The sequence below is a fragment of the Enterococcus sp. AZ191 genome (assembly GCF_051713845.1).
Lineage (GTDB): Bacteria > Bacillota > Bacilli > Lactobacillales > Enterococcaceae > Enterococcus_B > Enterococcus_B durans.
In genome coordinates this window covers 938,963-964,716 of the sequence record NZ_JBIOQS010000001.1, presented here as the reverse complement: position 1 = coordinate 964,716, position 25,754 = coordinate 938,963, and the positions used below count along the sequence as shown (strand labels likewise).

At 38.9% G+C, this 25,754-nt stretch carries 18 protein-coding genes, 2 pseudogenes and 1 other annotated feature; of the genes and pseudogenes, 5 read left to right on the top strand and 15 right to left on the bottom strand.

Annotated elements, in window-relative coordinates; genetic code table 11:
• The first annotated feature begins 184 nt into the window (after positions 1 to 184).
• Positions 185 to 505 carry a DMT family transporter gene (locus tag IGI47_RS04565; RefSeq protein WP_142421891.1) on the top strand — a complete coding sequence of 107 codons (321 nt, stop codon included), beginning with the start codon at positions 185 to 187 and terminating at the stop codon, positions 503 to 505.
• A 322-nt stretch (positions 506 to 827) separates the two neighbouring features.
• On the opposite strand, the pseudogene IGI47_RS04560 reads toward IGI47_RS04565, so the two are convergent.
• Positions 828 to 2,251 (bottom strand): annotated as a pseudogene (locus IGI47_RS04560) (basic amino acid/polyamine antiporter).
• A 210-nt stretch (positions 2,252 to 2,461) separates the two neighbouring features.
• Here IGI47_RS04560 and nrdI point away from each other — a divergent pair.
• Positions 2,462 to 2,923 carry a class Ib ribonucleoside-diphosphate reductase assembly flavoprotein NrdI gene (gene nrdI, locus IGI47_RS04555; protein WP_438783482.1) on the top strand — a complete coding sequence of 154 codons (462 nt, stop codon included), beginning with the start codon at positions 2,462 to 2,464 and terminating at the stop codon, positions 2,921 to 2,923.
• A 97-nt stretch (positions 2,924 to 3,020) separates the two neighbouring features.
• Here the strand turns inward: nrdI and IGI47_RS04550 are convergent, their stop codons facing one another.
• The 6 genes from IGI47_RS04550 to IGI47_RS04525 form a co-directional block, all read right to left on the bottom strand.
• Positions 3,021 to 5,009, bottom strand: coding sequence for a glucose PTS transporter subunit IIA (locus tag IGI47_RS04550; protein ID WP_438783481.1), 1,989 nt, complete (start codon positions 5,007 to 5,009; stop codon positions 3,021 to 3,023).
• A gap of 13 nt (positions 5,010 to 5,022) precedes the next feature.
• The gene (murQ, locus tag IGI47_RS04545) at positions 5,023 to 5,919 is read right to left on the bottom strand and encodes an N-acetylmuramic acid 6-phosphate etherase (RefSeq protein WP_311930089.1); all 897 of its coding nucleotides are present in this window, start codon (positions 5,917 to 5,919) and stop codon (positions 5,023 to 5,025) included.
• The gene (locus tag IGI47_RS04540; protein ID WP_311930088.1) at positions 5,920 to 6,987 is read right to left on the bottom strand and encodes a DUF871 domain-containing protein; all 1,068 of its coding nucleotides are present in this window, start codon (positions 6,985 to 6,987) and stop codon (positions 5,920 to 5,922) included. It abuts the gene before it with no gap.
• 322 nt (positions 6,988 to 7,309) lie between these two features.
• Positions 7,310 to 7,849, bottom strand: a complete 540-nt coding sequence (locus IGI47_RS04535) for a histidine phosphatase family protein (protein WP_438784444.1) — start codon at positions 7,847 to 7,849, stop codon at positions 7,310 to 7,312.
• A gap of 75 nt (positions 7,850 to 7,924) precedes the next feature.
• A complete protein-coding gene (locus tag IGI47_RS04530; protein WP_438783479.1) occupies positions 7,925 to 9,430 on the bottom strand; it encodes an Lsa family ABC-F type ribosomal protection protein in 1,506 nt (501 codons plus the stop codon).
• Positions 9,431 to 9,669: 239 nt separating this feature from the next.
• Positions 9,670 to 10,791 (bottom strand): glycerate kinase family protein, encoded by a 1,122-nt coding sequence (locus IGI47_RS04525; protein ID WP_438783478.1) that lies wholly within the window; start codon positions 10,789 to 10,791, stop codon positions 9,670 to 9,672.
• Positions 10,792 to 10,926: 135 nt separating this feature from the next.
• Here IGI47_RS04525 and IGI47_RS04520 point away from each other — a divergent pair, with 135 nt between their 5' ends.
• On the top strand, positions 10,927 to 11,868 hold the full coding sequence (locus tag IGI47_RS04520) for a 2-dehydropantoate 2-reductase (protein ID WP_438783477.1): 942 nt from the start codon (positions 10,927 to 10,929) through the stop codon (positions 11,866 to 11,868).
• A gap of 304 nt (positions 11,869 to 12,172) precedes the next feature.
• Here the strand turns inward: IGI47_RS04520 and IGI47_RS04515 are convergent.
• A pseudogene (locus IGI47_RS04515) lies at positions 12,173 to 13,056 on the bottom strand (oligosaccharide biosynthesis protein Alg14).
• 308 nt (positions 13,057 to 13,364) lie between these two features.
• Here IGI47_RS04515 and IGI47_RS04510 point away from each other — a divergent pair.
• Together IGI47_RS04510 and IGI47_RS04505 are read left to right on the top strand one after the other, a co-directional pair.
• Entirely contained in the window at positions 13,365 to 14,714 is a 1,350-nt protein-coding gene (locus tag IGI47_RS04510) for an amino acid permease (RefSeq protein WP_311930083.1), read from the top strand.
• A gap of 122 nt (positions 14,715 to 14,836) precedes the next feature.
• Complete coding sequence (locus tag IGI47_RS04505; protein ID WP_311930082.1) at positions 14,837 to 15,280, top strand: DUF305 domain-containing protein; 444 nt, start codon at positions 14,837 to 14,839, stop codon at positions 15,278 to 15,280.
• Positions 15,281 to 15,529: 249 nt separating this feature from the next.
• Here the strand turns inward: IGI47_RS04505 and nhaC are convergent, their stop codons facing one another.
• From nhaC to mgtA, 7 genes are all read right to left on the bottom strand, one after another.
• On the bottom strand, positions 15,530 to 16,945 hold the full coding sequence (nhaC, locus tag IGI47_RS04500) for a Na+/H+ antiporter NhaC (RefSeq protein WP_438783476.1): 1,416 nt from the start codon (positions 16,943 to 16,945) through the stop codon (positions 15,530 to 15,532).
• 384 nt (positions 16,946 to 17,329) lie between these two features.
• On the bottom strand, positions 17,330 to 18,556 hold the full coding sequence (locus IGI47_RS04495; RefSeq protein ID WP_438783474.1) for a M20 family metallopeptidase: 1,227 nt from the start codon (positions 18,554 to 18,556) through the stop codon (positions 17,330 to 17,332).
• A gap of 28 nt (positions 18,557 to 18,584) precedes the next feature.
• The gene (locus IGI47_RS04490; protein WP_311930079.1) at positions 18,585 to 19,427 is read right to left on the bottom strand and encodes a MetQ/NlpA family ABC transporter substrate-binding protein; all 843 of its coding nucleotides are present in this window, start codon (positions 19,425 to 19,427) and stop codon (positions 18,585 to 18,587) included.
• A gap of 14 nt (positions 19,428 to 19,441) precedes the next feature.
• On the bottom strand, positions 19,442 to 20,122 hold the full coding sequence (locus IGI47_RS04485) for a methionine ABC transporter permease (protein ID WP_311930078.1): 681 nt from the start codon (positions 20,120 to 20,122) through the stop codon (positions 19,442 to 19,444).
• A gap of 1 nt (position 20,123) precedes the next feature.
• Positions 20,124 to 21,197 (bottom strand): methionine ABC transporter ATP-binding protein, encoded by a 1,074-nt coding sequence (locus IGI47_RS04480; protein WP_005877242.1) that lies wholly within the window; start codon positions 21,195 to 21,197, stop codon positions 20,124 to 20,126.
• Between the two features lie 342 nt (positions 21,198 to 21,539).
• Positions 21,540 to 21,776 (bottom strand) — a binding site (T-box leader).
• Positions 21,777 to 21,851: 75 nt separating this feature from the next.
• Entirely contained in the window at positions 21,852 to 22,523 is a 672-nt protein-coding gene (locus IGI47_RS04475) for an HAD family hydrolase (RefSeq protein WP_081134021.1), read from the bottom strand.
• A 348-nt stretch (positions 22,524 to 22,871) separates the two neighbouring features.
• Entirely contained in the window at positions 22,872 to 25,520 is a 2,649-nt protein-coding gene (mgtA, locus tag IGI47_RS04470; protein WP_438783473.1) for a magnesium-translocating P-type ATPase, read from the bottom strand.
• Between the last annotated feature and the right edge of the window lie 234 nt (positions 25,521 to 25,754).

The window sequence follows — 25,754 nt, the reverse complement described above, 5'->3', positions numbered from 1 at the left end:
AATTTTCTATGCTTATCCTGTCTGTTTTTTTACTTATAGTAATCAAAAAAACAAAAATGTGGTATACTATAGCTACAAAAATAAATACACAACTGCCACCGGGTAGTATAAAAGAGGAAAAGCATTCCATTAGGTCTTTGAAGGAATGTTTCTCCTCTTTTTTGTGTAGAAGGAGGAATGACTTATGGCATGGATCGAATTGATTTTTGCGGGTCTCTTGGAAGTTTTTTGGTCAACGATGATGAAATGGAGTGAGGGCTTCTCTAAATTAAATTATTCTCTTTATACAGTTCTCGGTATGATTGCTAGTTTTTATTTCCTATCAAAAGCAATCAAGACTTTACCTATGAGTTTGTCTTACCCCATTTGGACAGGTATCGGCGCGCTTGGTTCAGTCATCGTAGGAGTTGGGTTGTTCCATGACAAATTAACTCCGCAAACCTGGTTCTTTGTGGGGTTATTATTGATCAGCATTATAGGAATAAAGATGACAAGTGGCCATTGATTCCCTCGAGTTGATCGGGCGTACACAGGCTAAAAGAGAAAATATGTTCCAACTACTTAAACGTTAGTCGATACATCACTGACGTTTGATACACAAAAAATCCAAACACGCTGAGGAGGTTGAGACAAAAGTCGTTTAGGTTTGAGAAATTGGAAAGAAAAACGAACGTGGGACAAAAGTAAGAAACACTTCTGTCCCAGCCTCGTTTTTCTTGAAATTCCCGAAAAACCTGACTTTGGGACGCCGTTTATTCGAGCGTCTGTAGCAAACCTAATTGTTTAGATTTATCCTACTAGTTTGGTTGGATTTTTTCTTTTATTTTTTAAACATGTAATATCCCTGTCACAAACAAGACAGAAGCAATCAAACCAATCATTGTGACGACGATCAATAAAATCCTGTCCAGATGGAGATGTGGTATCGGTTCATTCTGTTCTTTTCTCGCCTCAGGTAAAAAACGATACCTGGCAAGAATAAAACTAAGACCAACATCACTTCATTGAATGCTACAACAAGCATGGCCCAAACCTGAAACGCCGTAGCTAAACAGCCTACCAGAAATTGAACCCATTCTTTTCTTTGATAAGAGAGTTTCATTTGATATAACCCTAAGAATAACCAAGTAAAGAAGATTGCGGCTGTACCTAGCGTATACGCAAAATTATAGGCGCTGTCTGTAAATAATAAAGAGAGCAAGAAAACATTTGTACAGATAGTCGTTAAAATAATCGCGTATGTCGGTGCGCCTTTTTTGTTCACTTTTCCCCAACGGTTTGGCAATAATCCATCATCCGCCATATTTCGCATGGTTTCAATCGGTAAGATCGTCCAAGACAGCCAAACTCCGACTAACGAAATGATCAATCCTCCATTGATCAAAACAGCTCCCCATTTTCCTACCATCATTTCAAAGACATATCCCATTGCTGGCTGTGTATCGATTCCTTGTAATTCTTGCATCGACATCGTGCCATACGGAAGCATTGAAACAAGGACATATACAATGATCAATCCAAAAATCCCCAGAATCGTTGCTTTTCCGACATCTGATTTCTTTTTAGCACGGGAACCCACGACTGAGGCCCCTTCAATCCCAACAAACACCCACAACATCACCATGATACAGCTCAATACCTGACTTGAAAAAGGAATTGGTTGCCCATTGGCATTCAAAATGAGCTCGCTCGAAAAATTATCTATAAACTGTTGGATCGAAAACGTGCTGATGGCAACAACAATAAACAAGAACAATGGAACAAGTTTGCAGATTGTGACAATAGCATTTACATAACTGGCATTTTCGACTCCTCGATTGACTAACCACGCATACCCCCAAAGAAGTATCGTACTCATAATGATCGATGCACCATTTTGCCCGCCGTCAAAGACAGGGAAAAAGTAGCCTAGTGCGCTCATCAATAGTGTAGCAAAAGCCACATTGCCTAGCCAACACGTCAGCCAATAACCCCAGCCACTGATAAAACCTGCGAAACGACCAAAACCTGCTTCTGCATAGCTGAAAATTCCACCCTTTAGTTCTGGACGCTTTTTATTGATATTATTAATTGATAACGAGAGCATCATCATCGCCGTACCCACAAGTACCCAACTGAAAATAGCGGGGCCTCCAGCCGATCCTGAGATGTCCGTCATGATACCAAACACGCCACCTCCGATCGCTGACCCAATTACTAAGGCCGCTAATGGAACCAATCCAATTCCTTTGTTCTGTCGCTCTGTATCCATTTAAACATCCTCCAAAATTAAAGCGCTTTTAGCAAAAGTATAGCAAAACTTCGTCTAATTTACTTTATTTATAAAAATTCTAATAGAAAAATAATTGTAATGATTCTTTTCTAATTATACAAGGAATTTGAATATTCATCGACTCAAAACCCTTTCACAAAAAGTACCAAAAAGATGCTATACTATACAGGAATGATTGGAGGAAACGGCATGAATATTTTGTATCTATCCATCTCTGGAAATACACGTGCATTTGCTAAACATATAGCGGAATATGCTGAAAAGCAACACGCAGATAATCCTGAGATGCCGGAGATTTCATTAAAAGAAATCCATGAAAACAGTCCCTTTGAAAAAGAAAGTGAACCTTTCTTTACTTTTGTTCCTACCTATTTAGATGGTGGAAACGACCTGGACAACGGAGACACTGAGATCTTGACTGAAACGTTGCGTGAATATCTTGAATATGAAGAAAACCACACACTTTGTCTTGGTGTCGTTGGAAGTGGTAACAAAAACTTTAACAACCAGTACTGCTTGACCGCCAAACAGTACGCAAGAAAATTCGGCTTCCCATTTCTTGCCGACTATGAATTACGAGGTACTCCTACAGATGTGGCAAATGTATATGCTATATTAGCTAAAACTTTTTCTGCATATAACGCGAAATAGTCCTCTTAACAATAAAGTAAATAATCGTAAAAACTACCGCCCCTGATTGTTAGAAAATTATTCTGACAACCAAGGGTGGTAGTTTACTTTTTGTTTTCTATGCCTTTGTTTCGACATCCATCACTTGTGTTTTTGCTTTTGCTTTACCCGTTTTTTCAAGAACAAAATTTGCAACACGATCCATATTTGTAACAAGTACCATCATTGATGTTTCTTTTCCAGCTGATTTGATTGCTTCCAAATCCACATCCGCGACTAATGTATCTGAAGTCACTTGCTGTCCTTCTACAACTTTTAGATCAAAAGGTTTGCCACCGAGATCAACTGTATTGATTCCCATATGGAGCAAGATCTCCAAGCCATTTGCTGTAGTGATGCCGATCGCATGTTTTGTTGGGAAAACTGAGCTGACCTTTCCTGTGACAGGAGAATAGATTTGTCCATTTACAGGTTCAACGAAGTAGCCTTCCCCCATCATTTTTTGTGAAAACACAGGATCACTTGCATTTTCAAGAGGTTCAACAGTTCCATCCGCAACTGCTGTCAATGTGATTTCACTTGCACCCATATTCGTTGCAGCGACAGTTGGTACAACAGGTTTATTGGTGATCGTTTCTTCTGCAAGAGCTTCTTTTTCCAATTGTTCTTTAGGGATTCCAAAGAAGAAAGTTGCTAAAAATCCACCTGCATAAGCAGCTAATAACCCTAAGACATACCCATACCATTTTCCATCAGAAATCAATGGAATCAATGCAGCTCCAGAAGGTCCGATCGCAATGGCACCGACATTTCCGATCATTCCGATTACAGCACCACCGATACCTCCACCAATACAGGCAGTGATAAATGGTCGGCCTAATGGTAATGTTACCCCATAGATCAATGGTTCACCAATCCCTAAAATCCCAACAGGTAATGCCCCTTTGATCATTTCAGTTAATTCTTTGTCTTTTTTGCAGCGAACCCATAAAGCCAATGCTGCACCGACTTGTCCTGCACCAGCCATTGCTAAAATAGGTAAGAAAAGTGTTTTGCCTGTTTCATCAATCATTTGTACATGGATAGGCGTTAAAATTTGATGCAATCCAAACATAACCATTGGTAAGAAAAGTGTTCCTAATACGAAACCTGAAAAGGCACCGCCGACACCTAGAACCCAGTTGATGCCGCCTACCATACCGTCTGAAATAAATCCAGCTAGTGGCATGATCAAGAAAATTTCTACTAACCCGATCACGATCAATGACAGTGTTGGTGTGACGATGATATCGACTGAATCAGGAACTACTTTATGCAATTTTTTCTCTACGATCGACAATAACCATACCGCAAAGATAACTCCTAGGATTCCCCCTTGACCTGCTGCCAACGGATCACCTGTAAATAAGTTTTTAAGAGGTGCTTCTGGGTTCATCCCAGTAAGCATAACAACCGCACCGATTACACCACCAAGCGTTGGTGTTGCGCCAAATACTTGGGCCGCATTGATACCCGTGTAGATAACTAGATAACTAAACATTCCGTTTTTCAGAATATTCATGATGTCGATGTATTGTTGCCATGTCGCAGCATCTAACGTACCAGCTGTCACTAAGTTAGCTAAGACCGCTGCAATCCCTGCAACAATCCCTGTTCCTACGAATGCAGGGATCATTGGTACAAAAATATTAGAGATATCTTTCAAGATCGATTTTATTTTAGAAGGTTTCTGTTTTGATTTTTGGGCTGCCTTCATTGCTTGAGCGCGTTCATTCACTAATGCTTTTCCAGATGTATCCGTGCTAGTAGATTTAGGTGTACCAGAAGAAATTTTTTCACCTAATTTCACTCCGGCTTGATCAACCATTGCTTGAGCGACCTTATTGACTTTTCCAGGACCGATAATGACTTGCAACTGCTCGTCTTCTACTACACCTAGAACGCCAGGTATCGCTTTCAATTCATCAACATCGACTGATGCATCGTCGATGATCTTCATGCGTACACGAGTCATACAATGAACAATGCTTTCCACATTGTTCATTCCACCTACTCCAGCATAAATCCGTGAAGCTAATTCTTCTAAAGTCAATTCCTCTTTTGCCATGTGTTTTTCCCCCTTATAAGGTACCTTTTACAAACCCATTTGCGTCAACCAATTTTTCTTGTGCTGTTTTCTTGTCACTGTCTGTTAAAATCATAACGATGGCTAACTTGACATTTTGTTCTGCTTCATTAAAATACTTCTCTGCCGTTTCATAGTCAACGTCTGTTGCTTGCATAATGATTCGTTTTGATCGTTCTACTAATTTTTCGTTGGTTGGTTTAACATCGACCATCAAATTATTGAATACTTTACCAATACCGATCATGCTGATTGTTGAGATCATATTTAAAATCAATTTTTGAGCTGTTCCTGACTTCAAACGAGTAGAACCGGTCAAAAATTCTGGCCCAGCGTCCACTTCAATCGGAAAATCTGCGTGTTTACTGATTTCTGCATCTTTGTTGCACGAAATCGTCGCTGTTTTGGCACCAATCGAGCGTGCATAATCAAGACCGCCAATAACATAAGGTGTCCGTCCACTTGCAGCGATACCTACCAACATATCGTTTTCTGTCAGATGTAAGTTGATCAAATCTTCTCTTCCTAACTCAAGAGAATCTTCTGCTCCTTCAACAGCCACTGTCATTGCTGCTTCTCCGCCAGCGATCAGCCCAACGACCATTTCAGGCTCTACGCCAAATGTCGGAACACATTCTGCTGCATCTAAGACCCCTAATCTTCCACTTGTACCAGCACCCATGTAAATCAAGCGACCGCCTTTTTTGAATGATTCGATTGTTTGTTCGATCACTGGTTCGATATTGCATAACTCCTTTGATACTGCTTGTGCTACTTTTTGATCTTCTTGGTTCATCAAATTGACAGCTTGCGTGATACTCATTTCATCAAGTCCAAATGTTTGTTCATTTCTACGTTCAGTTGTTAAATTTTCTAAATTGATTGTATTCATCTAATTTGCCTTCTTTTCTTTTTGGATTAGTTTAAAATTTACTCCTGCATGTATTTGCTCAAGTAACGGTAATTCTTCTTCAATGACTTGCGCTACCCGATTGACTTTTTCATCTGCAGGTAGGTCTCGTTTCGTGATCTGGATCTCACCCATATATCGACAGTATTTCTCATTATCTAAAGTGACCGATCCTTTTTTTCGTTCATTCGTATCACGAGCTGGAATGTATGGGATTTCTCTAAAACGTGCATCAGCACTTCTGAGAACATCTCTTGCATCATCTTGGCGATTAGTATGATTTCCTAAAACATATTCACAAAACTCATGATCAATTACATCTACATGCAATAAAATGCTTTGTTCTTGCTGATAAATCAAAAACTGCTCGCGCACTTCTTCTGACAAACCACCATCACCGATATAAACCAGATCTGTTTGACAAGCGGCTAACTCAATGGCTGCTGCTAAAGGATGGATATTCCGATGTTTTTCAAGTGTTGGCAATCCTTGATAGACTGGCCCGCGTAAATCTTTATCGCCTGGAACAAATCCTTGGATCGTGAAGCCCTGTTCTTTTAGCCAGCGGTTTTTTTTCGCATACCACTGATAGTCAAGCCCTGTCTCAGGACGTGGATAGTAATTGTGCCATGCCTCAAGTTGAGTAAAATCGGCTTTAGCTTCTTCTAATTCCTGGACATCTTGAGGTGTTATCGTACTGGCATTCAAACTGATTTTGATCTGATGAGACCAGTCAGCGATTTGTTGATTCGAAATGTGATAGTCCATTCGTAAACCGGTTACACCAATCTGTTTTAGCGGTTTCAAATCTTCAAAAGAAAAATCTGCACGACTTAAAGCATCCCCTGAAATATCAACCATCAAATCAAGCTGATGTTTTTTTGCACATTCTCCCAGTGCCATCAAACGCTTCTTATAGGCCGTGGGATCATCTTCGGGAATATGCATGGACGTGAAGATCCCTTTAAATTCACTGTCTGCCATTTGTTTGATATATGCTTTCTTTTCTTCAGTCAAAGGTTCATTCATAAAAATCGAAAATCCAAACATTTTTCTCCCCCATTTGTGTATCCGTCTTCATTTCTATGAACAGAGTATAACTCTAATGAAATGAAATTTCAACTTTTTTATAAAAATATATTAATTTTATTTCTGAAAAGGTTTTTTTGATGTGATTTTGATCAGAAAATAAAAGAAAAGACGGACATCTAATGTCCGTCTTCCTCCTATCAAATAAAAAATTTCCCAAAGCAATTATATCAAGAAAAGTTCTCATTTTCCCATCATTGATCAAAGAGAATTTCTTTCATTTAATTACGCACATCCACTATTTCCCCAGCTGACTTTCAACGTTAGAAACTAGTTGCTTTATTTAATCAATCGTTTGTTTGAACGTCACTAGCTCAGTGTTATCCACATAAAAATCAAAAAAAGTATGGTTTGGCATCGGATTGAAATACGCATTGATCACCCGCATCAATGCATTATGACAAACAAGCAAGTAGACGTTCTCTTCATCTTCTAAACACTCTTTTAACAAAGGAACCACACGAGCATAGACATCTAGCACGGATTCACCATTTGGGAAACGTACAGCAAACTCCTGACGTGCTTCCTGAAAAGCTGCGTCTTTGCTCGGTACACCATCATACTTTCCAAAGTCCATTTCGATCAGACGATCATCTTCTTCCATTGATAATTCTAGTCTGTCAGCCACAGATTGAGCTGTTCGCTTGGCACGTTGTAAAGGAGAATGGATGATTTTTGTCACAGGTATATCTAGTTGTGTGACTTTTTCAGCTAATAACTCTGCTTGTCTTTTTCCTTTATCGGTTAGAGGCACATCTGCTCTGCCACAGACTAACCCTTGTGCATTCCATGTTGTTTCTCCATGTCTGGTCACGTATAACATCAAATAACTTCCCTTCGCTAATTCTATTTCGATTGTATCATAAATCACTCGTCAAACAAGTTTCTCTTCTTGGATTCATCTCACTGGCGTCAACAAGACAACCTGACTTGCTATTTTTTTGAGAAATGTTTGATCGTGATCGACGATCAGCATAGGTGGCTTGTTTTCTAAAATCAATTGTTCTAACTGCTCTTGATTAAAGACATCCAAATAATTTAGCGGTTCATCCCAAATGTACAGTTCGGCATCTTGGGACAGTGATTTTGCAAGTTCAACTTTTTTTCGTTGCCCCATACTCATTTGCTCGATTTTATTATGAAAGACTTCTCTTTCCATTCCCAGTTTGCGTAAATTATTCAAAAAAGCTTGATAATCCACTTGATTCTTTTCGGCGAATTCGCTTAGGGTCCCTTTGTTATCTTCATAATTTTGTCGGACATAACTAATCGTTAGCTGTTGCGGCTGCTTGACTTCCCCAACTGCTCTCCCAGTAAAATCTCCAAGAAGGTACTGTATGATCGACGACTTTCCAATACCATTCGGTCCAGTCAATGCCACACATTGGTTTTGTTCGATAGAAAAGCGAACCGGAGCGAAAAGCATCTCGTCATAACCTAATTGGAGATCCTCCACTTCCAATAAGCGCTTATGATGTGTTTTGGTCACATTTATCGTCAACGGATCAATGTATTCAATATCTTTCAATAATTTTTCTTTTTCATCGATTTGCGTTTCCATTCGATTCACGATTGCTTTCGAGCGCTTCATCGTACGAGCCGCATCAGCACCAATTGCACCACGATTGACTCGTCGGTTCTCTGTATCAATAAACCCAACACTTTTTTTCGTTTTGTCTCCTTCACGAGACCGTGCCCACTCTGCTTTTTCAGCAGCAGTTTTCTTTAAACGACTCACTTCTTTTTTGATTTTTTCATTTTGGCCGATTTCAAACGCATCTTTTAACCGTTTTTGCTCTTCATAAACAGAATAGTTTCCTTGATACAATTCCAATTGACTTTTTTCGATCGCCAACACATGATCGACCACTTCATCGATAAATACGCGGTCATGACTGACGACAATAAATCCTTGATTCTTCTTTTTCAAGTAATTGGCGACTTGCTTTCTTCCCACCACGTCTAAATGATTCGTTGGTTCATCAATTAATGGAAAATGCTGATCGTCAATGAACAAAAGAGCCAGCAAGACTTTCGTTTTTTCACCACCAGATAGAGTATCGAAGGGGCGCCATAGGATTTCCACGTCTGTCTCCATCAAATTCAGTTCTCTTTCAATTTCCCAAAGCTCAAAATCAGCGATATCAACAAGAACGTAGTACGTCAAACGCTCTTTTTCTGTTACTTTTTGTGGAAAATAAAGAAATTCTTGTTGGTGTTTTATCTGTCCTTGAAAAGCCAGTTTATTTTGCAGAATAGTTAATAAAGTTGTTTTTCCACGACCATTTCTGCCAATCAATCCTAACTTCCAAATTGTATCAAAATTTAGTGTTGCATGATCGAATAATAATGTCGTTTGATTGTCATAGCCAAAGGTTAATTGTTTAATTTCTACTTTGGACATATTCATTCCCCCTAAAAAAAGACCAGTCCTATTTTCAGAACTGGTCACTAAAGAACGGGAACAAAAAAGAGACCCCACCATTGTGAACTAGCCAATTCTGAAAATCTGCACACTCTCCCCATGGTATGATGGAGACAGTCTTGATGCAGCTTCAATAATTGACTTAAATTCTCAATGCGCGGATCCCTCACTTCACTTTATTTGCACTTAGGTTAACATATTGTTTTTCTATCTGTCAACTAAGGACATTCATTTTCTAATAATCTACTAAGATTCTCAGATAAGATACTGACTTTGGTTAGCGTCTCCTCGTGTCCCATTGCTTCTTCTAAAGAGATGGGCCCAAGTTGGATACTGAATACACTAGGTAAAAATCTTGCTACTTCTCCTAAATCTTTCTCACGACTTCCACATAAGGCAATGATCGTTTTTCCATACTTTTTTGCTAACCGAGCGACACCATAAGGAACTTTACCATGAATCGTTTGCTTATCGATACGCCCTTCGCCAGTGATCACAAGATCCGATTTCTTGATTTGTTCTTCAAGACCGATCAGTTGCGAAACAACGGAAAATCCAGAAGCCATTTTAGCACCTAACAATAGTAATGCCCCTCCAATACCACCAGCTGCACCGCTTCCGGACAAACGATCTAGACCGATGCCATAATCTGTTGCCAGTTGTTTTGCTAGACGTACAGCTTGTTCATCTAAAAATACCAACGTTTCGGGAGAGCCTCCTTTTTGCTTTCCAAATAAGCGGGCTGCCCCTTGTGCACCAGTGTAAGGGCTTGTCACATCAGCAGCTATCAATAGTTCTACTTCTCCAAAATCTTCTCGTAGATTTCGAAGATCGATCTTTTTAGTCGAAAGCAATGGATTCCCCTCCGTGACCCCTTCAAGTCGGGCGCCTAACGATTGAAGCAACCCTAAACCGCCATCTGAACAGCCACTTCCACCCAAAGTCACGATGATCTGATCTACATCTTGGTTCTGGGCATCTTTTACTAATTCACCTAAGCCAAAGCTAGATGCTAAACGAATTGTTTGGTCGGTTGGTTGTGCCAGCAAGTTGATCCCAATCACTTCCGTAGACTCAATGACTGCTATCTTTTTACCTTGATAACTCGTCAGCAGATAACGACAGATTTTTTTCCTAAAAAGCAGATCAATTCCTTCCAGCTGACGCCACGTACCACCTAGCGCATGATGAATCACCTCTGCTGTACCTTCGCCTCCGTCAGCTACAGGCAAATTGACTTTTTCGCCTTCTTTCGATTGCCATGCATCCAACACAGCTTGGTTTAGTTCGAGAGATGTTGCACTTCCTTTAAAGGAATCAATTGCAGCTACTATATCCATGGTCATTCCTCCTGAATTGTTCTTCTCTCCTCTAGTAAGACACGGCTTCTCCTTTTTTTCAAACAAAACAATGCTCTTTTTTTACTTTTTTATATATACTAAAGAGGTATTGTAAAAAAAGGAGAGATTTTTTATATGAAAATTGCTATAGCCGGTGCTGGCGCAATGGGTAGTCGCTTGGGATTGATGCTTCATCAAAGCGGGAATGAAGTGATTTTGATCGATCGCTGGCCTGCCCACATCGAAGCAATCAGAAACAATGGTTTGATTGCAAATTTTAATGGGAAAGAAATCGTTGAAGCAATCCCGATCTATTTCCCAGAAGAAGTAATAAAAAGTAACATTCAAGCAGATTTGATCATTGCGCTAACAAAGGCGAATCAGCTAGATGGTATGTTTCAAGCAATCAACTCGATCATCACGGAACAGACTCATGTTCTTTGTCTTTTGAATGGTCTTGGTCACGAAGATGTCTTAGAAAAATATGTACCGAAAAAGAATATCTTATTTGGGATCACCATGTGGACAGCAGGATTAGACGGACCTGGTCATGTTACTTTGTTGGGGGACGGTGAGATCGAATTGGAAAATCTTGAACCCGAAGGAGAAGCATTTGCAAAAGAAGTTGTTGCGGTATTCAAAGATGCCAAATTAAATCCAACTTATAGCAGCAATGTCCGGTATTCGATTTGGCAAAAAGCTTGTGTCAACGGTACTCTAAATGGTTTATGTACTGTTTTAGACTGCAACATCGCTGGTTTAGGCGAACAGCAACCAACTAATGATATGGTACGTACCATCGTTGCTGAATTTGCGGCAGTTGCAGAAAAAGAAGGTATTGAACTCGATCAAGAAGAAGTAAATCAACATATCCAAGCAACCTATGATCCTGACAATATCGGATTGCATTATCCATCCATGTACCAAGACCTGATCAAAAATCATCGATTAACAGAAATCGACTATATCAATGGTGCGGTATGGAAAAAAGGACAAAAATATGACATTCCAACACCTTATTGTGCATTTCTGACTCAACTGATCCACTCAAAAGAAGGACTACTTGCCGCCAAATAAAAATAGAACGACAAAAAGCGATTGGGACAGAAATGTTTACAACCGAAAATAAACCGAAATCCACAGGGATTGCTTCTCAATTTTTGTGGATTTTTGCTTATTTTTTAGGAATGGCTTCTGCTCCCACCGTTTATTCTCTTTTTAAGCATGAGACAAAAGTGTTTCTTACTTTTGTCCCATGCTCGTTTTTTTGAAATTCCCAAAAAGCCTTGCTTTTGGACGCCGTTTATTCGAGGGTCTGTAGCAAACCTGGTTTTTAGATTTGTCCCACATTCACTTCATTTTTCTTGTTTGTTCGTTTCCTCTATTTTACTTCACGGTACTCATACTGTCGGTATATTTCCTGATCTTGCTGTAAAAAACGTTGAGCCCATGCTTGTGCATCAAAAAATTCAAGAAGCGCTGTATCAACTGGGTGATAAGGTGTAGCTAAAAAATCAGGCAATTCGTCTAATGCTCTTTCTTGAAGAAGAAAAATATTTTGAGGATCGTAAAATTGATAATGCTTCACCGCTTCGTTATCCGTCACTAATTTTTTTCAAAATAAAGTGATTCAAAGGTTCGCAATGTCACTCCCCGTTGTCCTTCCCGTACAAGTTCTAAAATCCCCCGGGAATGAGCCGTTCGTTCTAGGTATTCTGTATAAGAAAGATAACCGGCTTGTTCGTTTCCTTTCAGCGGAAGAATAAAATAATTTGGTTTTATTCCACGTTTTTCAAACTCTTGCCTGTACTCTTCTGCACGTTTTTTACGTCCATGGTTCGTCGCACCAAAAAATAGATCAGACGTGATCTCGACTATTGGCATAACCATATGTTTAGAATAAAAAGAACTGTTATGCTTCAATCCAATCTCTCGTGCTTCTAGAAAATCAAAATGATAGATCTCATTGATTGCCGGTTCTTGCTCTGCTGCTCTTAATAAATTGAAATGCTCTTCTTTGAAATGATTCCAGAAAAAAAGCACGATCTTCGCATTTGTATAGGGACGAATCATTTGCGCCATCTCAAGTTCAAAGCCATAATCTAAAAAAATGATCAGTTCATAGGTCGCCAACTTTTTTTGGAAGGAAGAAAAAAATGTTGGAACAAATAACTCTTTTGCTGTTATTACGTCGAGTGAATCAATAGATGGAAAAAAGTACAACGATCGATTTTTTGGAATCAATAAAATAGGTGATGCAGTCATCTCAATCCCCTCGCTTTCAAATCTCAATATAGAAGAATACTACTTTTTGCTATCATATCGCCTTAACGGTCAAAAAAGCGAATAAAACGCTTGCTTTCGCAAAATAAAAGCGAACAATCACACTCACTAGTACAAGTCATTATGGCAAATTTATGATGTTTTCATTAAAGTAACTGAAAATATTTACAGAATAGTTGAAATTATCAGACAATTTGTTATGATAAAACAAGTTATTTTCAAAGTAGCTGATTATTTAATTATTAAAAAACAACCATTTCAGTTTGATATTACTAGAAAAGGAGTTCTTTATGGAAAAAACTAAAAACACCAAACTAAAAAAACAACTTAGCTCCAGACACATCACAATGCTTGCATTAGGTGGTGCTATCGGTGCTGGTTTATTTAAAGGAAGTGGCGAAGCAATCGGTATTGCCGGCCCTTCTGTCTTGATTGCCTTTTTGATTGGCGGATGTGTCTTATTCATCGTTATGAATGGTTTAGGGAAACTGGTTCTAGATGGTGGCGATACTCAACATGGTCTTTCAGGCCTTGTCCGTCCTTTCTTAGGTTCGCATTCTGCTGATTTTGTGGATTGGGTCTATTATTCCATGTGGACGATCAATATCATCGCAGAAGCAGTTGCTGCAGCCTCTTTCTTGCAATTATGGTTTCCTCACATCCCTACTTGGGCGTTTGTTTTGATCTTAGCTGTTTTAACTACGTTGATCAACTTATATTCTGTCCGATTATTTGCCGAAACAGAATATTGGTTAGCCTTTGCTAAAATCAGCGTGATCATCTTGCTGATCATTTTCGGTATCTATCTAGTGGGTCAGCAAATGTTGGGACATGGTATTTTTCCTACTTTGCAAAATATCACGAACCATGGCGGATTTGCTCCACATGGTATGAAAGGAGTCATTAACTCTTTACTCGTAGTGATCTATTCATATGGTGGATCAGAACTGATCGCTATCACGGTTAGTGAAGCTGATGACCCTAAAAAAGCTATTCCCAAAGCAATTCGTGGGGTAATGGGAAGAATCGTTTCATTCTATATTATTCCATTGTTTTTACTATTGATTATTTTCCCTTGGAATAATTTGGCAGGAACAACAGTTAGCCCATTTGTGATGGTATTTGAAAAAATGAATATTCCTTTTGCACCAGATATCGTCAATTTTGTGATCATAATCGCACTCTTTTCGTCAATCAACTCCGGTGTCTATGCTTCTTCTCGACTGTTGTATTTTCGATTGAAGGATAAAAAAGGTCCAGCCAATAAACTTGCTGTTTTGAATCGACACCATGTCCCTCAACGTTCTGTACTTTTTTGTGCAAGTATCTTATATCTTGGCGTTGTACTTTCTTATTTTGTAGGGGATGAATTGTTTGGTTATCTTGCCGGTTCCCTCTCCTATACAGTACTAGTGATATGGATCATGATCAGTGCCGCAGCTTTTATCCTCTCTTTAAAACGAGGTACCTTGTTTGCAAAATGTGTGAATTTACTCGCTCTGGTCATCTTAGGATTGATCTTGATAGGTATCTTGTTAACAAATTCTATCGGGGTTACTGTATTGACTGCATTGCTTTACTTGATCATTTTCTTTAGCTATCGTAAAAAAAATGATTCTTTCGCCATACAAAATGGCTAAAAATGTTTGAATCAATGCTAAGAAAAACAAGCAACTAGATTGGCATAAGCCATTTAGTTGCTTGTTTTTTATTATACTGAGAAGATAGAAATAGAAAAAAGCATTAAAGGAGAGGTTTTTTTATGAAGAAGTATAGTAAGTTTTTGTTGATGATTGGTGTCTCAACAGTGATCATGTTTGGGATGATGTACTTGAATGTCTATTCCATCGATCATATTTTCTTTAGTCAGACTCGTGTATTTATGGCCTTGATGATGGGGGCAGTCATGGCGATCATTATGCTTTTGTTTATGTGGAAAATGTATGAAAATAAGACACTGAATAAAGTTATTTTGGGAGTAAGTCTTCTTGTATTCAGTGGTTCATTGTTCATGGTACGTAGCCAGACTGCAGTGGGTGATGTTGCCTGGATGAAAGCGATGATCCCCCACCATTCCATTGCCATCTTAACAAGTAAACGAGCAGATTTAAAAGATCCAGAAGTAAAAAAATTAGCCGAAGAAATCATCGGAGCTCAAGAAAAAGAAATCAAAGAAATGAAACGGATGATCGAAGAAGAAAAATAAGTATTTTCATAAAAGTTAGGACAAGATCTATGAAGCGTTAAAGCTGCGAGTGATAATCGCCAACGCGAACAAAAGTCGGCATTATTTTTTTTAGCGTTCTTCTATTGCAATACAGACTAGCCGTTTTTGTTAGAAAAAAGAAACAGCCGTATCACAAAAACCTGAAGCAAAAACATCGGACCATCTCTAAATGGATTTCCCATTTGAGATGGTCCGATGTTTTCTAGACAAGGTGATTTACAAAGATGCCTATTCCAATTGTGCATTTTCTTGCTGTGGATCCACAAGCTCTTCAGTGACTTTGTTCACCCCTAACCCGGTAAACGCACTGACCATTGAGAACACTGGAGACAATAGACTAAAGAAGACAAATGGCAAGTATGTCAACGTTGGAACCCCAAAAGTACTAGCTACAAAGCTGCCGGCGATTCCCCAAGGAACAAGGTAATTGATAACTGTACCGCCATCTTCCAATGTCCGTCCTAGTACGGTCGGATCAAATCCAGCTTTTTGGTATGTTTCTTTAAAGGCATTACCAGGCAAAATCACTGATAAAAATTGCTCTCCAATAAACAGATTCACACCGATACTTGTCATTAAAGTAGTAAAAATCAATTTTGGCGTATTCGTCATTTTTTTAGAAACAACATCCATAACGGTTGAGATCAACCCAAACTCAATAAGCAAACCACCTAGCGACAAAGTTAAAATAATCAGAGAAACCGTTGGCATCATGCTTTCGATTCCACCTCGACTAAGTAACGCATCAATTTGTTGATTTCCTGTTTTTGCTACAAATCCTGACTCGATGACAGTTGCTAATCCATTCAGTGATGTCTGTGGGTCTTGGATGAAAATCATACCTACTGCAACAGCAATATTCAATAAGATGGTCAAGATGGCGGGAACTTTTTTCCATGCACATAACAACATAAGAAATAACGGTATCAATGACCAGATGGAGATGGTAAAGTTGGCTTCTAGTGTCGTTGTGACTTCTTGGATTGCTGATAAACTTGCCCCTTTACTTGTATGACCTAAAATCGCAAACAAGATGAAGGAAACAATGAATGCAGGAACTGTTGACCACATCATATGCTTGATATGTTTGAATAGATCCGCATCAACGATTGCCGCTGCTAAATTAGTTGATTCAGATAGAGGTGACATTTTATCACCAAAGACAGCCCCTGACACGATAGCACCTACTACTAAAGCTGGGTTCAGTCCTAATGTTGTACCGATGCCGAAAAAGGCGATGCCGATCGTAGACATAACGGTAAAGGCACTACCGACTGCACTACCAACAATTGCACAAACAACAAATACAGATGGAACGAACCATTGAACACTAATTAGTTTGAAGCCAATGACCATCAATGTTGGAATGATCCCTGCTTGTATCCATACCGCAATCAGTGAACCAACTAATATGAAGATAAAAATCGGAATGATCCCTGGTTTTATCCCGTTGATGATTCCTTCATGAAGCCATTCCGTTGGGTATCTCTTCACAACAGCGTAAAGCATGACCATGCCGATCGCTGCCAAAATTGTGATATTGGGTGATAATTTTAGCCCAACTACCCCAATCGCAATACTTAATACAATCACTGTTAACACTAAAACTGCTTCTTTAAAACTTGGTTTTACTTTTCTCTCCATGATAATTCTCCTTTTTTAAGTTAATCTAAGACCTAAAAAAGAGTAAATATCGAATGACCCCGCCACAATTCATCTGCGTTTCCTCCTTCATTTAAAACAAAAAGACCTGTTTTCAACTAAGGACGAATGACTCCGCGGTACCACCTTAATTAAAAACAGATCTGTTTTTCACTTTGATTAGCTATTCAATTATTGAATCCTTTTCATGTACTTCGTCATCAAGGCTTGATCGGTTCACAGCAACCACCGACTTTCTGGACTAAACACCCAAATACTACTATGTGAAAAGTTGACTTTCATGAAGTTTACCTTCTTCTTCTTTGTTTGTCAACCTAAATGGAATAATTTTCTTATTTTTCTGAAAATAACGTTGCAACGAATTGCTTAGAACGTAGAGCCCTCATCCTTTTTCTTTGCTACGATTTGTTGATGCTCTTCTTTGATCTGTGCTAACAATTCTGGTTTTTCAAAAAGATCCAACGCTGTCGCTGCTAAACATTCAGCCGCGATCGCAATCGAAGCCAATCCTTTTTCACTCTTAGCCGCTGCTTTGAATTCTTCCGAATGGCCAGCAATATAATCTTCTGAAATCGACACAGTTGGTTGGATGGTAGGAATCACTTGGCTGACATTACCTACATCTGAAGAGCCCAAGCTTGTACGTAGTTTCCGTTCAATTTCTTCCTCCGGAACTCCTGCTTCTGCAGTATGTTGGAAGAACAATTCATCAAATGAAGGTGTAACGATCACATCATCAACTGCATTTTGGAATAGGCCAAATTCATAAGTTGCTCCTGTACTCAATGCTGCCCCTTTAACGATATTTTCCACTTTTTTGTATACTTCATCTAATGTTGGTCGATTGCTTGCTCTCAAATAAAATCTTCCTGCAGCATATTCTGGGATAACATTTGCCGCTACGCCACCATCTGTGATGATACCGTGGATATTGACATCTTTTGGCAATTGAAGACGTAATGCATTGATGCCGTTAAATACTTGGATCAGTGCTTCTAATGCATTGATTCCTTTTTCTGGAGCTGCTGCTGCATGGGAGGCTACACCATAAAATTTGATATCCACTGGATCATTCGCTAATGACTCTGTTGTTTTTCCATAGCGATATGCAGGATGCACACATAATGCTGCGTCTACATCTTCGAAAAATCCCTCACGAACAAAACTGCCTTTTGCTGAGCCATTTTCTCCTCCTTCTTCGCCAGGAGTACCATATACACGGATTTCTCCACCGATTTCTGCAATTCTTTCACGGATGATACTTGCTGCTAACACTGAATATGTGCCAAACAAATTATGCCCACACGCATGACCAATACCTGGTAAAGCATCAAACTCAGCTAGGAAAGCAATCACTGGACCTGGTTTGCCAGAAACAAATCGAGCGTCGAAGCCAGTGCGATGTCCTGCTACGTCAGTCTTTACGTCAAATCCTTCTTTTTCCAATTGATGGACCAATACGCTTGTAGAATAGAATTCATAGTTGCTCACTTCCGGATGATTATGGATATCTAGTGCTAGTTCTTGGTAATCAGATAATCTCTTTTGGATAGCTTCCTGTAATTGGTTTGTTGTAATTGCTGATGCTGTCATAAGTGATTCCTCCTCTAATTTTGTTTTATTATTTACGACCAAATGTGTCCCATGCTACTACACTTGACCCTTTTGATGTTTTTTCAATCACTTTCGCTGTTTCCTTTGTCTGGTACGCATCTACTACTTTTTGATAAGTCTTGTTCTTTTCGTCTTTTTTTCTAGCAACGATGATATTCACGTATGGACGTGCGTTGTCATCTACTGGTTCTAAGAAAATTGCATCCTTTGTAGGGGTAAATCCTGCATCTACTGCCACACCGCTATTGATAACAGAAATATCCACATCATTCAATGATCGGGCTGTTTGTGAAGCATCTAATTCCGAAATATCCAACTGTTTTTTATTTTCAGTAATGTCTGAAACTGTCGGTGTTTGACCTTTTGATTTATCCACTTTGATTAATCCTGCTGTTTGCAAAAGTAATAATGCTCGGCCTCCATTAGTGACGTCGTTCGGAATAGCTACTTTAGCTCCATCTTTGACTTTTTTCACGTCGTTTATTTTATTTGAATAAATACCTAATGGTGCATTCACAGTGTTCCCAATCGAAACTAAATCTGTTCCATGTTCTTTGTTGTAGTTATCCAAAAAGAACTGATGCTGAAATGAATTCAAATCGATCGATCCATCTGCTAGTGCAGCATTTGGTTGATTATAGTCGGTAAATTTTACATATTCCAAATTGATATTTTCTTTCTTGAGACGTACTTTTACATCATCCCATACATCTGTATCTTCACCGATGATCCCCAGTTTTACGGTAGTTTCCTTTGTTGTGTCTTTTGTAGCTGCCTTTCCTTGGGAACATCCTGTTAACCAAATCAGAGCAATAATGACAAGCGTGGTAAATCGAATAATTTTTTTCATTTTTTTCCTCCAACTTAATGTGCTATTTTTTTTATGATTAAATTACTAATGAATTGACTTAAAAAGACAAGCGCTAATATCAATAATGTTGCTACGATCGTTACATCTGTTTGGAACCGATTATATCCTCTAGAAATAGCTAAATTCCCTAGTCCTCCTGCTCCGACAGCACCTGCCATTGCAGTTAATCCAATCACATTGATAATCGTCAAAGCAGATACTCGCACGATTCCGGGTAGGCCTTCTAATAAATAAACACGAAGAATAATTCCAATAGGACTCGTTCCCATTGCTTCTGCTGCTTCAATGACTCCTGGGTCAACTTCTAGTAAGGCGTTTTCGATCTGGCGGGCAAAGAAAGGAACGACTCCAAAAATCAAAGGAACGAGTGCTGCTTTTGCACCGATCGTTGTACCTACTAGAAATCTGGTAGTCACTGCTAGTAAAGACAACAAAATAATAAACGGGATAGAACGGATAACATTGATCACTTTATCCAAAGTCTCAAAGAATAAACGATTTTCTAACAATCCTTTGGGTCTAGTTACCACTAACGTGATACCTAAAATAATTCCTAAAATACCACCGATCAACGCTGTCCAAAAAGACATATACAGGGTCTGTTTTGTCGCTTCAATGAATTCATCTGGAATCAAGTAAACATTCGGTAGATATTTTTCAACTAAACTGCTCATGTCAAATTCCCCCTTCTGCAATTTTGATTTGTTCATTTTCTTCATTCTTCTGTAGCACATTGACTCGAACACCCAAACGTATCAAATAGTCCAGTGCCTTTTGCCGTTGATTCGTTTCACCTGCGAGTGTCACGATCAAACTTCCAAGCGGTGTTTCCTGCAACAATTCAACATTTCCATAGAGGATATTAGCAGTCACTTGGTATTTGCTGTAGAGCTGTGCAATCAACGGTTCATTTGTCTGATTCCCCACATAACTCAATTCAACCAACCATTTATTCGTGATTTGTTCTGCAAAAGCTCGATGTCCAATAATTGTTTCAAGTGCTTGATCTAAATGCGTAGCTGTACGAATAAAATCTTTTGTCAACGCTTCTTGTGGATGGCTAAATATCTGGACACTGCTACCTTTTTCTACGATTTTCCCATCTTCCATCACCGCCACCTTGTTGCATACTTCCTTGACTACTTGCATTTCATGCGTGATCAAGACGATCGTCAATCCCAGCTTACGGTTAAGTTCCTTTAGCAAGGCTAAGATTTGATGTGTCGTTTTTGGATCAAGTGCGCTCGTGGCTTCATCACATAATAAAACTTTCGGTTCATTTGCTAATGCGCGAGCAATCGCTACACGCTGTTTTTGCCCTCCCGATAGTTGATTCGGATAGGCAGATGTTTTTTCTTCTAATCCAACTAACTCTAGAAGTTCGCTCACTTTTTGACGACGTTCCTGTTTTGACTTTCCCGTATACTTCAGTGAAAAATCAACGTTGTCAAAAATCGTGCGGTTCTCCATCAAATTGAAATGTTGAAAAATCATCCCAATCGATTTTCGTTCTTTTCTTAGCTCTTTTGCCGAAAGCTTACCTAAATCAGTTTGATTGATGATGACTTTTCCCTCTGTAGGTTTTTGTAACAGATTCATCACTCGGACCAACGTACTCTTTCCTGCACCGGAATAACCAACGATCCCATATACGTCCCCTTTTTCAATAAACAAATCGACATCTTCTACAGCTTGGATCACTTTATCTTTTTGGTGAAAACGGACACTTATATTTTGTAATTCAATCATCTTGTTTCCTCCTTTTCTTATACTAAAAAAGGCATCCTCAAGAAAATGATCTTTATCACTTTCTTGAGGACGCCTTTTGCGTGTTACCACCTCATCTTCAAGTTGAACTCACATTCAACTCCTTTTCAAGTACATACATACTCTAGCAAGATATCGGTCGCAACCGTCACCGCCTCACAATTTTTGCTCGGGGTGAAATGCTCAATAGCCATTTTCTAACTGTTCCTCTTTGCTTCTTCTCAGCTGTCGAAGCTCTCTGTTAAAAGATTTCCAGTTGTACTTACTATCTCATCGCAAAAAAATATTAAAAAAAAATCCTTTTACCAACACACTTTGTGTTAGTAAAAGGACGATCAATCGTGGTACCACCTTTATTCGGAAGTTTCCTTCCCTCTGCCCAACATCTTCATTTGAAGAGATTGGTGTTCATTTTAACGGATGAACGTGAACCGAACCTGCCTACCTATCGACAGATTATTCTCCGAGGCCATTTTTCAACTTTGCGAACTTGACTCTTTGCACCGAACAGAGTCTCTCTGAGAAGTCTTTCAAGTTTACTTTCCTCATCAACGAAAAGTTATTTTGTTGTTGGACATAATTTACCTTAACAAAATTTAAAAGTCAAGCATAAAAATAAAAAAAATTATATCTCGCTTAATTTATTGTTTTTTTATCGAGCATTTCAACAACGATACGCAAATCTTTTCCTTCAACCAATAATGTTAATCCAGCTTTTTCTTTGGCGGAGTAGTTTCGATCAAAACTAGCATCTGGAATCAAAACAACTCCTAGCCCAGCACGTGAAGCTGAAGTAGCTCCCACTAGTGAATCTTCTATCGCAAAGGCTTCATGTGCAAGCAATCCTGTCTTTTCGAGGGCTGTCAAATAAGGGATCGGTGAAGGCTTATTTTCCGCTACTTCATCACCAAAGGTCAACGTATCGAAATAGTGCGACAGATCAAATTGTTCTAAGATATCTGTGGCTCTTTTTGTAACAGTCGTAGTCGCTAAACCTAATTTGAGTTGGCGTTTTTTTAACTCAGTCAAAATTTCTTTTGCGTAAGGTTTGAGTGCAATTTCTCCACCACGTAGTTTTTGGTAAAAGTATTCCTCCCGTATTGCTCGGACTTCTTGCACTTTCTCTAGACTGCCGGCAGCTTCAACTAAAATGTCAAAGCTCTGCTTCCAGTTTTTACCGCTCCAGGCATCTACGATTTCTTTTGGTATTTCTATTCCATATTGCTCAAAGCCCCATAGCCACCCATCACGATATGTTTTTTCGGTGTCGACTAATAGACCATCTAAATCAAATATTGCGCCTTTCATACTTTCACTAATCCTTTCAAAAAACAATACCTTTAGTTTAGCATGAGTACCAGTTGAAAGTATAGAAGTGAGTGTAAATTTCATGAAAATTATCCTAATCAATGTGCTGACAAAATCACTATATAGCAGTTACATCGTATAAATAGTGTCAAAACTGTCCTTTCGATTCAACACAGAAAGAGGTTGGGACAGAAGGAGTTGCTTCTGCTCCCACCGTTTATTCGTTTTTAAAGTATGAGACAAAAGTGTTTCTTACTTTTGTCCCACATTCTCCTGCTTGATAGAAACCCATAGCTCAGATGGGCTCTCTTTCTTCTATATTGTCTTGATTTATAAGATCAATTCATTTTATAACAATTCACCAAATTTTTTGATATAGATTTTTTTGACCATCGTGACTAAAGCTAAGTAAGCTAGTACCGTCACAATCAACCAGATCCAATACGTTCCTGGTAAAGGCAACAAACCTAATTCTGCACCAAATCCTGTGAATGGTAAAATGGACCCTACGACTATTCCCAAAGTGGTAATGATGAACATCGCAAATGTTGCGTTACTTTGTAGAAATGGAATCTTCGGTGTACGTAGTGCGTGCAGTACCAACGTTTGTGTCCACAAGGATTCGACAAACCATCCGGCATGGAACAATGCAATAAATACGACTTGTTGTTTCGCATCCAATGAGTGGAAGTTCCCCCCAACAACAGTTGGACAAATCACAAAATACATCAATAAGTATGTGGTGATATCAAAGATCGAGCTGGTTGGACCAAAATAGACCATGAATTTTCCAATACTAGATGCTTTCCATTTCTTAGGTTCAGTTAAATATTCCTTATCCATTTGATCCCAAGGAAGAGAGATACAAGAAACATCATAAATCAAATTCAAGAACAAGATTTGTAACGGTAACATTGGTAGAAATGGTAAAAATGTACTAGCAATCAATACAGAAAACATGTTACCAAAATTCGAACTTGCTGTTGCTTTGATATATTTCATGATATTTCCAAAAGTTTCTCGACCTAACAAAAGACCTTTTTCTAAAATCGTTAAGTCTTTTTCCAAAAGAATCACGTCTGCTGATTCTTTGGCAATATCCACCGCTGTATCCACTGAAATACCGATATCAGCTACTTTCATCGCAGGTGCATCATTGATTCCATCACCCAAAAATCCTACCGTGTGCCCATTTTGGCGCAAAGCTGTAGTCAATCGTGCTTTTTGTTGCGGATTTAATTTGACGAAGACTTCATGATCTTCAGCTACTTGTGCCAATTCACGATCATTCATCTCTGAGATTTTTTCTCCTGTAATCAGTTCATTGATTTCTAATCCAACTTGTCGACAAACAGAACGGGTAACCAACTCATTGTCCCCAGTCAAAACTTTTACGGCCACCCCATGATCTTTCAATGCTTTTAGTGCTTGTTTTGTTGTTTCTTTTGGTGGATCAAGAAAAGCAAGATACCCGATCAAGACTATTTCGGATTCATCTTTGACAGAAAATTCTCCAACTACACTTGGGTTCGTCTTTTGTGCGACTCCAATGACCCGAAGACCGTCTTCGTTTAGATCTCTTACTTTTGCTAAGACAGATTCTCTTAACTCTTTCGTTAACGGACTAACAACACCCCCAAGATCAATATAGCTAGAGATGCTAAGCATTTCTTCAATTGCACCTTTTGTGATCATCTGCGTTTTTCCCGCAACATCTTCCACTACTACACTCATCCGACGACGTTCAAAATCAAATGGAATCTCATCCACTTTTCGATAATTGATGCTATCCGTTGCCAATGTTTCTTTTGCTTCTTCAATGATCGCGACATCAAGTAGATTTTTTAGTCCCGTTTGATAATAACTATTCAAATAAGCATGTCGTAACACACGGTCATCTTCTTTTCCTTCACAATCCATGTGGTATTCCAAAATGATTTTATCTTGTGTCAACGTTCCTGTTTTATCTGTACATAACACATCAATTGCACCAAAGTTTTGGATCGCATTCAGATTTTTGATAACTGTTCCTTTGTTCGCCATCACACTTGCACCTTTGACAAGGTTAGTAGTGACGATCATCGGTAACATTTCTGGCGTCAATCCTACGGCAACCGATAGGCCAAATAGAAAGGCTTCTAACCAGTCCCCCTTAGTAAAACCGTTGATAACGATAACCGTTGGTGCCATCAACGCCATAAATTTGATCAACAGCATCGATGTCTTATGGATCCCTATCTCGAAACTTGATTTGATTGGTTTTTCAGAGAGGGTCTGCGCAACATGTCCAAACAACGTTTGATTTCCTACAGAAATGATGATGCCCTCAGCGCTTCCGCTGATGACATTACTTCCCATAAATGCAAGATTACCGTAGCTTGTTTCGCTAAGTGTCGCATCTTCATAAACATGTGCTTGTTTTTCCACTGGATAGCTTTCACCTGTCAAAGCCGCTTGAGAAATAAATAAATCTTTTGCGGATAATAACCGCATGTCTGCTGGGATCATATCCCCCGCTGATAACCTTACTAGGTCACCACAGACGATTTCTTCCATCGGGATTTCAGTATATTTGCCATTTCGTTTGACCGCAGCGGTCACTTTTACTAATGATTTTAATTTTTCAGCTGCCTGATTCGAACGAACAGACTGGATCAATGTCATTGTTCCACTGACGATAACCATTGTAAAAATGATTGCAACACCAAAAAGATCCTTGTCGCCGGGTGCGGCTAAGACATATTCTGTGATAAATGAAATAACACCTAAAGCAATCAAAACTAATGTAAAAGGCGTGATATATGCTTTCAAAACTTCTACAATAAACGGTGTTTTCTTTCCATAAGAAATTGAGTTTTCACCATACTTTTCTCTTGCTTGTTCAACTTGTTCTTCTTCCATCCCATGATCTGTTGAATGAAAAAATTGTAGTAATTCTTCTCTGGTTGTACCTGCAAATGCAGCATAGATTTTTTGTGTATCTTTCTTTTTTTCCATCTCATTCTTCTCCTTTTTGTCAGCCAAAAACTACGTACTGGTAGCTTTTTTATCGATCAGTTATTTTATTGGAGAGAGAAAGAAAAAGCTGTTCCTAAAGGGGCTGAAAACAGATAGATAATAGTCTCAGCCAGCAGTTTCTCTCGCTCTTGTTTTTTCGCAGGACTGTCATCCATTTGTTCTCATCTCCTTTATCTGTTTACTTTCCAACATATTTTTTTCTATTTTCAGCTT